The organism is Thermus sp. (assembly GCF_040290245.1).
Lineage (GTDB): Bacteria > Deinococcota > Deinococci > Deinococcales > Thermaceae > Thermus_A.
In genome coordinates this window covers 2790-15064 of the sequence record NZ_PSMQ01000041.1, presented here as the reverse complement: position 1 = coordinate 15064, position 12275 = coordinate 2790, and the positions used below count along the sequence as shown (strand labels likewise).

Annotated in this window: 12 protein-coding genes, 1 other RNA gene and 1 riboswitch; of the genes, 10 read left to right on the top strand and 3 right to left on the bottom strand. The window is 64.8% G+C overall.

The genetic code is table 11. The features are described from left to right. On the bottom strand, nucleotides 1–1123 hold a 1123-nt coding region (gene ribD, locus C4301_RS06815; RefSeq protein ID WP_352414347.1), incomplete at its 3' end, for a bifunctional diaminohydroxyphosphoribosylaminopyrimidine deaminase/5-amino-6-(5-phosphoribosylamino)uracil reductase RibD. A gap of 3 nt (nucleotides 1124–1126) precedes the next feature. Continuing rightward, nucleotides 1127–1246: riboswitch (FMN riboswitch) on the bottom strand. A 156-nt stretch (nucleotides 1247–1402) separates the two neighbouring features. Continuing rightward, nucleotides 1403–1751: a transfer-messenger RNA gene (gene ssrA / locus C4301_RS06810) on the bottom strand. A 153-nt stretch (nucleotides 1752–1904) separates the two neighbouring features. Here ssrA and rimP point away from each other — a divergent pair. From rimP to secD, 6 genes are all read left to right on the top strand, one after another. Continuing rightward, nucleotides 1905–2357, top strand: coding sequence for a ribosome maturation factor RimP (rimP, locus tag C4301_RS06805; protein ID WP_503012404.1), 453 nt, complete (start codon nucleotides 1905–1907; stop codon nucleotides 2355–2357). A 2-nt stretch (nucleotides 2358–2359) separates the two neighbouring features. Continuing rightward, complete coding sequence (gene nusA / locus C4301_RS06800) at nucleotides 2360–3520, top strand: transcription termination factor NusA (protein ID WP_352414349.1); 1161 nt, start codon at nucleotides 2360–2362, stop codon at nucleotides 3518–3520. Next, nucleotides 3513–3755 (top strand): YlxR family protein, encoded by a 243-nt coding sequence (locus C4301_RS06795; protein ID WP_352414345.1) that lies wholly within the window; start codon nucleotides 3513–3515, stop codon nucleotides 3753–3755. The genes nusA and C4301_RS06795 overlap by 8 nt, the downstream gene beginning before the upstream one ends. A gap of 10 nt (nucleotides 3756–3765) precedes the next feature. Continuing rightward, entirely contained in the window at nucleotides 3766–5481 is a 1716-nt protein-coding gene (infB, locus tag C4301_RS06790; protein WP_352414344.1) for a translation initiation factor IF-2, read from the top strand. An 18-nt stretch (nucleotides 5482–5499) separates the two neighbouring features. After that, a complete protein-coding gene (locus C4301_RS06785; protein WP_352414343.1) occupies nucleotides 5500–5853 on the top strand; it encodes a hypothetical protein in 354 nt (117 codons plus the stop codon). 89 nt (nucleotides 5854–5942) lie between these two features. Next, the gene (gene secD, locus C4301_RS06780; protein ID WP_352414342.1) at nucleotides 5943–8141 is read left to right on the top strand and encodes a protein translocase subunit SecD; all 2199 of its coding nucleotides are present in this window, start codon (nucleotides 5943–5945) and stop codon (nucleotides 8139–8141) included. On the opposite strand, the gene serA is transcribed toward secD, so the two are convergent. Further along, complete coding sequence (gene serA / locus C4301_RS06775; protein ID WP_352414341.1) at nucleotides 8138–9703, bottom strand: phosphoglycerate dehydrogenase; 1566 nt, start codon at nucleotides 9701–9703, stop codon at nucleotides 8138–8140. The two genes, secD and serA, sit on opposite strands and share 4 nt — an antisense overlap. 59 nt (nucleotides 9704–9762) lie before the next feature. On the opposite strand from serA, the gene C4301_RS06770 reads away from it, so the two are divergent. The 4 genes from C4301_RS06770 to C4301_RS06755 form a co-directional block, all read left to right on the top strand. After that, a complete protein-coding gene (locus tag C4301_RS06770) occupies nucleotides 9763–10605 on the top strand; it encodes a DegV family protein (protein ID WP_352414340.1) in 843 nt (280 codons plus the stop codon). A gap of 2 nt (nucleotides 10606–10607) precedes the next feature. Beyond that, nucleotides 10608–11426 (top strand): DegV family protein, encoded by an 819-nt coding sequence (locus C4301_RS06765; RefSeq protein WP_352414348.1) that lies wholly within the window; start codon nucleotides 10608–10610, stop codon nucleotides 11424–11426. Between the two features lie 4 nt (nucleotides 11427–11430). Continuing rightward, the gene (dtd, locus tag C4301_RS06760; RefSeq protein WP_352414339.1) at nucleotides 11431–11886 is read left to right on the top strand and encodes a D-aminoacyl-tRNA deacylase; all 456 of its coding nucleotides are present in this window, start codon (nucleotides 11431–11433) and stop codon (nucleotides 11884–11886) included. 62 nt (nucleotides 11887–11948) lie between these two features. After that, a partial coding sequence (locus C4301_RS06755; protein WP_352414338.1) for a fatty acid desaturase occupies nucleotides 11949–12275 on the top strand: 327 nt, incomplete at its 3' end.

Below are 12275 nucleotides of genomic sequence, written 5' to 3'. Positions count from 1 at the left end.
TATAGGCCTCGAGCCAGAGGTCCTCCCCCAGCCACTCCTTCCTCCCAATTCGAAGCCGCCTCGCCTCGGCCACCCTTTCCACCCCGAACCCCTCCAGAACCCCCCGCCCCTCCCCCAGAAGCCTGGGGGCAAGGAAGAAGGCGAACTTGTCCACCAGACCCCTTTCCACAAAAGCCCCCGAAAGAACCGGCCCCCCCTCCAGAAGCACGCCGTTCAGACCCCGTTCAAGGAGGTGGAGAAGGGCGGCCTCCAAGGAAACCCGCCCCCCTTCCCGCGGCAGCTCCACCACCTCCGCCCCCTGTTCCTCCAGGGCCTTAAGGCGCGAAGCCGGCGCGCCTCTTCCCACCAGGATGAGGACCCGCGCCGCCTCCCCCCGGGGGCCCTTAAGGAAAAGCCTAGCGCTGGGGGGTGTGCGGGCCTCCGTATCCAGCACCACCTTCCAGGGGTCCCTCAGGGGCGGGGGCTCGAGGAGATGAGGGAAGGGGCGGAAGTCGGGCTCACGCACGGTGAGGGAGGGATCATCCTGGAGAACCGTTCCCACCCCCACCACCACCGCGGGCAGCCACTGACGGTAGGCGTGGGCCACCCGGCGGCTCGGCCAAGAGCTGATCCAGCGGGCATCCCCCCCTTTCGTGGCCACCCTGCCGTCCAGGCTCAGGGCCGCCTTGAGAAGGACAAAGGGCAACCCCTTCTTCTGGGCGGTGAAGAAGGCCTCGTTCTGCGCCCGGGCCTCCTCCGAAAGAAGCCCCTCCTCCACCGCCACCCCCGCGTCTCTCAGCCGCACAAGCCCCCCTTGGGCCACGGAGTTCACCTCCCGGGCGGCCACCACCACCCGGGCCACCCCGGCCTGCAAAAGGGCCAAAGAACAGGGTGGGGTGCGACCGAAGTGGTCGCAGGGCTCGAGGGTTACGTAAACCGTGCTTCCGCGGGCAAGCTCCCCCGCCTGGCGGAGGGCGTACACCTCCGCGTGGGCCTCCCCCGCCCGCGGATGGTACCCTTCCCCCACGATGACCCCGTCCTTCACCACCACCGCCCCCACCAAAGGGTTAGGGGAGGTGTGGCCTCGGGCACGTTCCGCCAGCTGTAAAGCTCTCCGGAGAAAGCGCTCGTCCAGTTCCCGCAAACGGCCCCCCTTCTCCCATCCGGACTTTCACCGTCGGCCCCGGAATTCCACCGGGTCGGGCCCCGAAGGGCTTCGCGGGCTTTCACCGCCGGTGGGGACTTCCACCCCGCCCCGAAGGAGGTGCCTGAAGGCACCAGCTCCATCTTACCAAACCCCAGGCCGATCCGAGGTTGGAAAACCCCGCCTAGCCCAAGGGTGGCCCCAAGACCGGTCGGCCCAGAAGGCCGAGAGGGGTTTGAAGAGGCCCAAAAAAGAAAGGGCGCCCCTATGGCGCCCGTCTGGTGGAGGTGGGGGGAGTCGAACCCCCGTCCGAAGGTCCCTACGGTGGGCCTCTACGCGCGTAGTCCGCGTTTTAGAACTCCCCCAGGCGTAGCCCGCGGACGGGCGGCCTGGAGCAAGTCCCGTCTGAGGTTCGCCGAAGGCTACGGGACCTTGCCCTCGGCTAGCCGGTTTTGTGTCCCCGCGCCCTCGAGCCACCGGCGAGGCTTAGGGGCGGGGTCGCGGGTTAAGCCGCGAGGGCGTAAGCAGGCTTGTTGGCCTTTGTTCTTTTGCGGGTTTTTACGAGGCCACCCGCACCTCGGCGCGCAGCCGCACCTTCGGAGGCCCCCGTCGAATCCGGGTCACCCCCACGCCGCTCGTCCGGGCTCGGACCGGACTAGCCTTGAGTATAGCAGGCTCAAGCCCTTGTGGTCAAGGGCCGGCCGGTGTAGACTAAAGCCAGTGCTCCCAAGGGCGGGGGGTGGGCGTGAGTCCCACCCCCTGTTCGGTGGAGGAGGTGAGGATGGATCTGGAAGCCCTGGTACGGGACGCGGTTCACCCCCTGGGCCTGGTGGTTTTGGAGGTAAGCCTGGGAAGGGGGGAGGTCCTCGTCCGCCTGGAGCGGGAGGACGAGGCCCCCATCACCCTAAAGGACCTCGAGGCGGCCAGCCGGGCCATCGAGCGGGTTCTGGACGAAAAGGACCCCATCCCGGGGAGCTACCGCCTGTTGGTGGAGTCCCCAGGACCCCGGCGCCCCCTCCTTACCCGGCGGCACTTTGAACGGTTTCAAGGCCTTAAGGCCAAGGTGGTGAGCCTTACCCCTCTGCCAGGGGAGGCCCGGCCGGAAAGCTTTACCGGGAGGATCCTCCGGGTGGAGGGAACCCAGGTGGTCTTCCAGGTGGGCCAGGAGGAAAAGAGACTGGAACTGGGCACGTTCAAGGCGAACCTTGCCGAGTGGCCGGAAACACCGAGGTGAACATGAACCGGGAGTTTGTGGAAGCAATGCAGCAGGTGGCCCTGGAACGGGGCGTGAGCATGGACGAGCTTCTTTCCGCCTTTGAGGACGCGTTGAAAAAGGCCTATCTCCTCAGGGAGAAGAAGCTCAGCAAAGAACAGGTGGAGGAAGGTAAAGGCCCGCTGGTAGAGGTCTACCTGGACCCCCAGACCGGACAGATCGAGATGGTGGAGGTCCGGCGGGTGGTGGAGAAGGTGGAGGACCCGGACAAGGAGATCGCCCTTTCCGAGGCCCTCCAGTACGACCCCGAGGTCCAGGTGGGCGAGGAGATGGAGTTCCCCATTGACCCCAAGGAGTTCTCCCGCATCGCCATCCAAAACCTCCGCCAGGTTCTGACCCAAAGGCTAAAGGAGGCGGAGCGGAACCGCATCTACAACGAATACAAGGACAAGGAGGGCCAGGTCCTCACCGGCCAGGTCACCCGGGTGGACAACAAGGGCAACGTCTTCGTGGAGCTGGGCCGAGGGGAGGCCTACCTTCCCAAGAGCGAACAGATCCCCACGGAACGGTACCACCCCGGCCAGCGGATCAAGGTCTACCTGAAAAAGGTGGACAAGTCGGCCAAGGGGCCTTCCCTCTTGGTCTCTCGAGCCCATGAGAAGCTCCTGGAGCACCTCCTGAAGCAGGAGGTGCCGGAGATCGCCGAGGGGATCGTGGAGATCAAGGCCATCGCCCGTGAACCCGGCCGCCGCAGCAAGGTGGCGGTGACGAGCCACAACCCCAACGTGGACCCCATCGGGGCCTGCATCGGGCACAAGGGGCAGCGCATCCAGGCGGTCTCCGCTGAGCTGGGACGGGAAAAGGTGGACATCATCCTCTGGGCCAAGGACCCCAAGGAGTTCATCCGCAACGCCCTTTCTCCCGCCCAGGTGGGCTCTATCGAGGTGGATCTGGAGAAGAAAAAGGCCAAGGTCCGGGTCACCAAGGACCAGCACTCCCTGGCCATCGGTACGGGGGGGCAGAACGTCCGGCTGGCCTCCAAGCTCACCGGGTTTGAGATCGAGTTTGAGGAGGCGGAGGTCTCCGACCTGGACGAGGCCATCCGGAAAGCGGCCCTGGAGGAGGAGGAGTCTAAGAAAAAGGAGATGGCCGAGGCCTTTGAACGGCTGTTCAAGGATGAGTAAGCATGTCCCGGAGCGCATGTGCGTGGCCTGCCGCAGGAGGAGGCCCAAAGGGGAGCTGCTGCGCCTCCTCCTGCGGCAGGCCGGAGTGGAGATAGACCCCACGGGCAAAAAACCCGGCCGGGGGGCTTATGTCTGCAAAGACTCCCCGGGGTGTTGGCAGGAGAAAGCGCTCCGCCGCTTTGCGGGCGCAAGGGCCAAGGCGCTTTCCGAAGCGCTCCAGTCGTTTTTAGCATAAGGAGGTGCGCATGGCGAAAGTACGGATTTACCAGCTGGCCAAGGAGCTCGGCATGGAGAACGAGGGCCTCCTGAAGCTCCTGGACCAGATGGGGGTGGCCTACAAGTCCCACGCCTCCACCCTGAGCGAGGAAGACGCGGAGGCGGTGCGGGAGATCGTCCGGGAGCAGCGAGGCCTCGAGGCCAAACGCAAGGAGGAGGAGGCCCGCAAGGCCCTGCCCAAACGCCCCCCCGTGGTGGTCATCATGGGTCACGTGGACCACGGGAAGACCACCCTTCTGGACTACCTGCGCAAGAGCCGGATGGCGGAAAAGGAGGCGGGGGGCATCACCCAACACGTAGGGGCTTTTGAAGTCAAGACCCCCCAGGGGATCGTCGTCTTCATCGACACCCCTGGGCACGAGGCCTTCACCACCATCCGCCAGCGGGGGGCAAAGGTAGCCGACATCGCGGTCATCGTCATCGCCGCGGACGATGGGGTCATGCCGCAGACCAAGGAGGCCATCGCCCACGCCAAGGCCGCGGGGGCGAAGATGATCTTCGCCATCAACAAGATCGACCTCCCCCAGGCGGACCCTGAGAAGGTCAAGCGCCAGCTCATGGAGATGGGCTTCGTTCCTGAGGAGTACGGGGGGGAGGCCATCCTCGTTCCCTTAAGCGCCAAGACCGGCCAGGGGGTAGAGGAGCTTCTGGAAATGATCCTCCTCTTAGCGGAACTCGAGGACCTCCGGGCCGACCCGAACGCGGAGCCCCGGGGGGTGATCCTGGAGTCCAAGCTGGACAAGCAGGCGGGGGTCCTGGTCAACATGCTGGTCCAGGAGGGGACCTTCCGGGTGGGGGACTACGTGGTGGCCGGAGAGGTCTATGGCCGCATCCGGGCCATGACCGATTCGGACGGGAACCGCCTCCAGGAGGCGGGGCCGGGCAAACCCGTCCAGGTCCTGGGCTTTTCCGAGCTTCCCCACGCCGGGGACACGGTGGAGTGGGTCCCCGACCAGGAGGCGGCCAAGGAGATTGCGGAGGAACGGAAGGCGGAGCGGCTCCGCCGGGAAGAGGAGGAGAGGAGCAAAAGACCCAAGACCATGGCCGACCTGCTGCAAGCCCTGGAAGAGAAGGAGGAAAAAGAGGTCAACCTCATCCTCCGGGCAGACACCCAGGGGAGCCTCGAGGCCATCCAGGCCATCTTGGCGCGGGAAAGCAGCGGGGAGGTAAAGATCAACGTCCTCCTCGCCCAGGTGGGTGCCCCCACGGAGTCCGATGTCCTCCTCGCCTCCACGGCGGACGCGGCCATCTTGGCCTTCGGGGTGAACCCCCCAGGCTCGGTCAAGAAGAAGGCCGAGGAAAAGGGGGTCCTTCTCAAGACCTTCCGCATCATCTACGAGCTCATCGACGAGGTACGGAACATGGTCAGGGGGCAGAAGGAGCCCCAGTACAAGGAGGAGGTCCTGGGCCGGGCCGAGGTGCGGGCCATCTTCCGTCTTCCCACGGGCAGGCAGGTGGCCGGGTGCATGGTCACCCAGGGCCGGATCCTAAGGAGCGCCCAGGTGCGGGTCATCCGGAAGGGCGAGCCCATATGGGAGGGCCGGATCGCCAGCCTAAAGCGGTTTAAGGAGGACGTTCGGGAGGTGGCCCAGGGGTACGAGTGCGGGCTTGGCCTCGAGGGGTTTGACGAGTTTCAGGAAGGGGACATCGTGGAGGCGTACCAGATGGTTGAGGTGCCCGCCTGAGGCCTCCTCTATAGGCGGATGAAGGGCATCCACCCATCCCTTTGGGGAAGCGGCCGGCTTCTTCTCGCCCTGGCTTTGGCCCTTTCCTTTTTTGGAGAAAGGCCCCTTTCCCAAGGCAAGGTGGCCACCAAGGCGCTTTTCGATCTGGCCGTCCCGGCCTCCGGGCTCGGGGAGAAGCCCATAGGCCTCCCCATCTGGGGGCGGCCCAACCCCAACCTCTTCCCCATTTCCCTCCGCCCGCCCGAGACCCTAAGGACCTCCCTCCAACCCGGAGCCCCCAGGCCACGCCCTCCATACCGGGGAAAGGTTCCCTCGAGACCCCCCGAAAGGCTTTTTCTCCTCTACCGTCACCTGCTTTTGGAAGGGGGTTAAACGCGCCCCCGGCGGTCTAGGTTTTAACCGGATAGGTGCGTTGCGAAAAAATAAGGGAAGGCAGGGCGTTTCGATGAAAGGAGTGTGGCATGAAAAAAACCTGGACGGGTGTATTCCTTCTTCTCGTCTTCCTCGCATCGATTCTGTTCTTATGGAAACCTTGGGCCAAGGCCGAGCCCAGGATCCGGTTGGGGCTTGATTTAAAAGGAGGACTAAGGATCGTCCTCCAGGCGGATGTCCCCAACCCCACCCGCGATGATCTGGAAAAGGCCCGCACGGTCTTGGAAAACCGGATCAACGCCCTGGGCGTGGCCGAGCCCCTGATCCAGATCCAAGGGCAGAAGCGGATCGTGGTGGAGCTTCCCGGCCTTTCGCAGGCCGACCAGGAAAAAGCCCTTAAACTTATCGGCCAAAGAGCGGTCCTGGAGTTCCGCATCCTCAAAGAAGGGGCCACGGGCACCACCGTCTCCCAGATCAACCAGGCCCTGCGGGAAAACCCCAGGCTCAAGCGGGAGGACCTGGAAAAGGGCCTGATCAAGCCCGAAGACCTGGGCCCACCCCTCCTCACCGGGGCCGATCTGGCGGACGCCCGGGCGGTGTTTGACCAGTTCGGCCGCCCCCAGGTCTCCCTCACCTTCACCCCGGAAGGGGCGAGGAAGTTTGAAGAGGTCACGCGCCAGAACGTGGGCAAACGGCTTGCCATCGTTTTGGATGGGAAGGTCTACACCGCCCCTGTGATCCGGCAGGCCATCACCGGAGGCCAGGCGGTCATCGAAGGCCTCTCCAGCGTGGAGGAGGCCAGTGAGGTCGCCTTGGTCCTACGCTCAGGCTCGTTGCCCGTCCCCCTGAAGGTGGTGGAGATCCGGGCCATCGGCCCCACCCTAGGCCAGGACGCGATCGAGGCGGGCATCCGGGCCGCCCTTCTGGGAAGCCTGGCCATCTTCCTCCTCATCTTCGTCTACTACGGGTTCTGGCTGGGGTTGGTGGCTTCCTTGGGCCTTCTTTACACCTCGCTCATCATCCTGGGCCTCTTCTCCGGCCTGGGGGCCACCTTGACCCTCCCCGGCATCGCAGGCCTGGTCCTTACCCTGGGGGCGGCGGTAGACGGAAACGTCCTCTCCTTCGAGCGGATCAAGGAGGAGCTCCGCTCGGGCAAGACCTTTCGCAAATCCATCCCCGAAGGCTTCCGCCACTCCACCCTCACCATCTTTGATGTGAACATCGCCCACCTCCTGGCGGCGGCGGCGCTTTATCAGTACGCCACCGGACCCGTGCGGGGCTTTGCCGTGGTTTTGGCCATCGGCGTGGTGGCCAGCGTCTTCTCCAACCTGGTCTTCAGCCGGTATCTCCTGGACGTCATCGCCGTAAGGCGGGAGATCAAACCCCCCATGTGGCTGGTGGATCCCCGGTTTAACTTCATGGGCATCGCCCCGGTGGTGACCACCTTAAGCCTGATCCTGGCCCTTCTGGGCGGGGGCATCATCCTCACCAAGGGGTTCAACTACAGCATAGACTTTACCGGCGGGACTGCCCTTCTGGTGCGCACCGCGCCCGAGACCAAAGTGGATGCCCTACGGCGGTTTTTGGAGGCGAACGGCTACCCCGCCAAGGAGGCCATCATCACCGAGGTCCAGGCCCCGGCGGCCAGCTACCGGGAGTACAGCCTGAAGCTTCCGCCCCTCTCCGAGGAAAAACGGCTGGCCCTCGAGGGCCTCATGGGAGAGAACCTTAAGGCCACCGTCCTCCAGTCCGAGACCGTGGGACCCGCCATCGGTTCGGAGCTAAGGCGGAACGCGGTCATGGCGGTTCTGGTGGGGCTGGGCCTCATCCTCATCTACATGGCCTTCCGGTTTGACTGGATGTTCGGCGTGGCGAACGTCTTGGCCGTGGCCCACGATGTGGCCATCGTGGCCGGGATGTACAGCCTCCTGGGCCTCGAGTTCTCCATCTCCACCATCGCCGCCCTCCTCACCATCGTGGGCTACTCCATCAACGACTCCATCGTGGTCTCAGACCGGATCCGGGAGAACCAAAAGCTCCTCCGGGGCACCCCCTACAGGGAGCTCGTCAACCGCTCCATCAACCAGACCCTCTCCCGCACGGTGATGACCTCCCTGACCACCCTTTTGCCCATCCTGGCCCTCCTCTTCCTGGGCGGAAGCGTGCTTAGGGACTTCTCGCTCGCGATCCTGGTGGGCATCCTCGTGGGCACCTATAGCTCCATCTACATCGTCTCCGCCTTGGTGGTCTTCTGGAAGAACCGCCTGGCCAGGCGGAGGGCCGCTTAGAGCTCCACCAGGTCCACCCGCTCCAGAACCGGAAGGCTCCGTAGGGCCTCCAGGACCTCTGGGGCGGGTTTTTCATCTACGGCGAGGACAAAAAGGGCCCGCCCCCCCGGCACGTCCCGGCCCAGCTGCATCCCCGCGATGTTCACCCCCGCCTCTCCCAGGAGGGTCCCCACCTGGCCCACCACCCCAGGGCGGTCGTAGTTGACGCAGACCAGCATGTACCCTTCCGGGACGACCTCGAGGGCGTAGTCGTCGATCCCCACAAGCCGCGGCCTCCCCCCCATCACCACGCCCCGGGCCCGCCGCTCCTCCTGGTCCGTGCGGAGCCGAACCTCCACCAGGCGGCTATACCCCTGGGTCTCCTCCGTGTGCCGTGTGAAAAGGGCCACACCCCGCTCCTTCAGCAGGGGTCTGGCCGAGACCAAATTCACCCCCTCGCTTCCCATAACCCTTAGCAAAAACCCCTTGGCCACCGCGGTGGCCACGGGTTCGGGGTTCTTCTCAAACACCCCGAAGAAGGAGACCTCCAGCACCTCGGGCCGGCCCCGGGTGATCTGGGCCAGAAGCTTCCCCAAGGACTCCCCCAAGGGGAGCCAGCCCCTTAAAGCCTCCAGGGCCTCGGGGTCAAAACCGGTGTTCAGGGCGTAGGCAAGGTCCCCCTCCAACGTGCGGAGGACCCGGTCCAAAATCGCCTCCCCTACCCGGTCCTGGGCCTCAAAGGTGTTCGCCCCCAGGTGGGCGGTGTGGACCACCCTGGGGTGGTGAACCAAAGGATGATCCTTGGGCGGGGGTTCCTCGGCGAAGACATCCAGCCCTGCGGCGAAGAGGTGCCCCTCCTCAAGCACCTCCAAAAGGGCCTTCTCATCCACGATCCCGCCCCGGGCCGCGTTCACCACCACCGCCCCCCGGGGCAGAAGGTAGAGCTCCCGCCTCCCGATCATGCCCCGGGTCTCCTCCGTAAGCGGGGTGTGCACGGTGAGGAAGTGGCTCTGGCGGAGGAGGTCCTCCAGCTCCTCCACAAGCTCCACCCCCAGGCTTTCCGCCCGGGCCCTTGGGATGTAGGGGTCGTAGGCCAAAACGCGCATCTCGAAGCCCTTGGCGAACCGGGCCACCTGGCTTCCGATCCGCCCCAGGCCCAGGATCCCCAGGGTCTTTCCCCTCAGCTCGAGGCCCAGAACCTTCCGGTCCCAGACCCCCTCCCGGATCTTCCGGTCCGAGTCGGCGATCCCCCGGGCAGCGGCCAAAAGGAGTCCGAAGGCGAGCTCGGCGGCGGAGCGGGTGTTGGCCTCGGGAACATTGACCACCAGGATGCCCAGGCGGCTGGCCGCCTCGAGGTCCACATTGTCCACCCCGACCCCGCCCCGGCCCACCACCCTAAGCCGCTTTCCCCGGACCAGGACCTCCCGGTCCACCTGGGTTCGGCTCCTTGTGATGAGGGCATCGTAGGCAGGGATGATCTCCAAAAGCTCCCCCCGGGAAAGCCCGGGCCGGTAGTCCACCTGGGCCCTAACCCCTTTGACCTCCCCTAGGCGCATCTCATCCGTGACCAGGATCCGCCACATAGCCAAAAGGTAGCACCCACGCCTCCTTGGGACAAGGCAGTGGTATACTGGCCCAGCGTATGAAGGTAGCCCTCGTCACGGACTCCACCGCGGACCTGCCGGAGTCCCTAAGGCAACGCCTAAAGGCCCGGGTGGTCCCCCTGTACGTCCACCTGGGGGGCCGGGTCTATCGCGACTGGACGGAAATCACCCCCACGGAGATCTTCGAGAAGGTCCGCCAGGGGGTGGCCTTTCCCAGCACCAGCCAACCCTCCCCCAAGGACTTTGAGGAAGCCTACCGCGAGGCTTTACAGGAAGCGGACCACGTGCTTTCGATCCACATCTCCAGCAAGCTTTCCGGCACGCTTCAGTCTGCAAAGCTCGCCGCCCAGACCTTCCCCGGCCGGGTCACCCTCTTTGACACCCAGGCCGCCTCCTTGGGGATCGGGATGATGCTTTTCAGGGCGCACGAACTCCTCCAGGAGGGAAAGGGCTTGGAAGAGGTCCTTAAGGAGCTCGAACGGATTCGCGACGACCATTTCGTCCGCTTTAGCATGGCCACCTTGGAGTTCCTCCGCCGGGGGGGTCGGATTGGCGGCGCTCAGGCGTTTCTGGGCACCCTTTTAAACGTCAAGCCGGTCCTGACCCTCAAGGCGGGCCGGGTGGAGACCGCGGGGCGGGCCCGGGGGGAGAAGGGGGCAAGGGAACAGATCTTCAAGGACTTCCTGGCCTGGGGCAAAGGCCGGGGGCGGATCCGGGCCTATTTCCTCTATAGCGCAGACAGCCAGGCGGTGGAGGCGCTCAAGGGCATGGTTTTGGCCTCGGGCCTCCCCGTAGAAGAGGGCCTCACCAGCGAGCTGGGAAGCGTGATCGCCAGCCACACCGGGCCTGGGACCTACGGGGTTTACGCCTACAGCCTGTGAGGATCGCTTTCGTCGCCGACTCCACCTTAGGCCTCCCTCCAGAAGAGGCCCTGGCCCAAGGCATCCACCTGGTGCCCCAGCAGGTGGTCCTGGAGGGGAGAAGCCTCCGGGACTATCTGGACATCTCCCAAGAGGATGTCCTCCACCACCTTGTTCAGGGCAAGAGGCTTTCCACAAGCCAGGTGGCCCCGAACGACCTTTACGCTGCTTACGAGGGGCTCCTTTGCCGCCACGACCGGGTCCTTTCCGTCCACGTATCGGGAAGGCTTTCCGGAACTCTTTCCACGGCGGAAAGCGTGGCCCGGGCCTTTGGCCAAAGGGTCTTGGTCCTGGACTCCTGGAGCCTGAACGGGGGGCTCCACCTGGTTCTAGACGAAGCGAGAAGGCTTTTAAAAAGAGGGGTGGCCTGGGAGCGGCTTTTAGAGGCAGTGGCGCCTTACCGCACCCAGGTGCGGGGCCTGGTCCTACCCAGAACCCTCACCTACCTCCACCGCTCGGGACGGATCGGAGGGCTTCAGCGCTTTGTGGGAAACCTGCTCCACCTCTTGCCCATTTTGGAGGTCAAGGGGGGGTTGGTCCAGGCGGGACCCCGGGTGCGGGGTTTCAAGGAGGGGCTTTCAAAGATGGCCGAGCTCTTCCGCACCCAATTCCCTCGAGGGGCCTGGGTCCACCTGGCCCACGCGGGAAACCTCGAGGCCGCTCATGCGCTAAAGCAGCTTCTCGAGGAGGAGATCCTATCCGTCCGCCAGGCGGGCGCGGCGGTGAGCGTTCACACCGGGCCAGGCACGGTGGCGCTCTTCGCCGGGCCAAAGGTAGAGTAACGCCATGCGGGCGGTGGTCCAGCGGGTCTCAGAAGCCTTTGTGGAGGTGGAGGGGGAGGTGGTGGGCCGGATTGGGCTCGGCCTTCTGGTCCTTTTGGGCGTCCATCGTCAGGACACCCCCATGGACGCGGAGTACCTGGCCCGGAAGGTGGGAAGGCTCCGAATCTTCGAAGACGCGGCTGGGAAGATGAACCTGGACCTCAAGGAGGTGGGCGGGGAGATCCTGGTGGTCAGCCAGTTTACCCTTTACGCAGACACCCGAAAAGGCCACCGGCCGAGCTTCCTAGAGGCCGCCCCCTTCGACCAGGGCCGCCGGCTTTACGAGGTCTTCATCGACCACCTGGTGGGCCAGGGCCACCCCGTGGAGACGGGCGTCTACGGGGCCGAGATGCGGGTCCACCTGGTGAACGAGGGGCCCGTAACCCTCCTCTTAGACTCCAAGGACCGCACGAGACCCTAAGCCTCACGTTTCTCATCCCCTTCGTTTTTAAGCTTGAGCATCCCTGCAAAGGGGTGGAAAGCATGAGCCAAAGGACCCCCGTCGAACCTAAGGACTGGATTCCCCTCATCAAGCCTTACGCCAAACCCAACCTCTGGCGGAGCCTCCGCCAAGTGGCAAACACCGCGGTTCCCCTTTTCACCGTCTTCGTTCTAGCCCATAAGGCCCTCGAGGTCTCCTTGGCCCTCACCCTCCTTTTGGATCTTGTGGCCGCCCTCTTTTTGGTCCGCCTCTTTATCCTCCAACACGATGTGGGCCACGGCTCCTTCTTCCCTAGGCGCTGGGCCAATGACCTCCTAGGCTTTTTAAGCGGGGTCTTAACCCTCGTCCCCTACCACTACTGGCAGGCC

Excerpts from the sequence above, each read along its gene's own strand:
- rimP (WP_503012404.1), top strand. The coding sequence starts at position 1,905 with ATGGATCTGGAAGCCCTGGTACGGGACGCGGTTCACCCCCTGGGCCTG.
- nusA (WP_352414349.1), top strand. The coding sequence starts at position 2,360 with ATGAACCGGGAGTTTGTGGAAGCAATGCAGCAGGTGGCCCTGGAACGG.
- C4301_RS06795 (WP_352414345.1), top strand. The coding sequence starts at position 3,513 with ATGAGTAAGCATGTCCCGGAGCGCATGTGCGTGGCCTGCCGCAGGAGG.
- infB (WP_352414344.1), top strand. The coding sequence starts at position 3,766 with ATGGCGAAAGTACGGATTTACCAGCTGGCCAAGGAGCTCGGCATGGAG.
- C4301_RS06785 (WP_352414343.1), top strand. The coding sequence starts at position 5,500 with ATGAAGGGCATCCACCCATCCCTTTGGGGAAGCGGCCGGCTTCTTCTC.
- secD (WP_352414342.1), top strand. The coding sequence starts at position 5,943 with ATGAAAAAAACCTGGACGGGTGTATTCCTTCTTCTCGTCTTCCTCGCA.
- serA (WP_352414341.1), bottom strand. The coding sequence starts at position 9,703 with ATGTGGCGGATCCTGGTCACGGATGAGATGCGCCTAGGGGAGGTCAAA.
- C4301_RS06770 (WP_352414340.1), top strand. The coding sequence starts at position 9,763 with ATGAAGGTAGCCCTCGTCACGGACTCCACCGCGGACCTGCCGGAGTCC.
- dtd (WP_352414339.1), top strand. The coding sequence starts at position 11,431 with ATGCGGGCGGTGGTCCAGCGGGTCTCAGAAGCCTTTGTGGAGGTGGAG.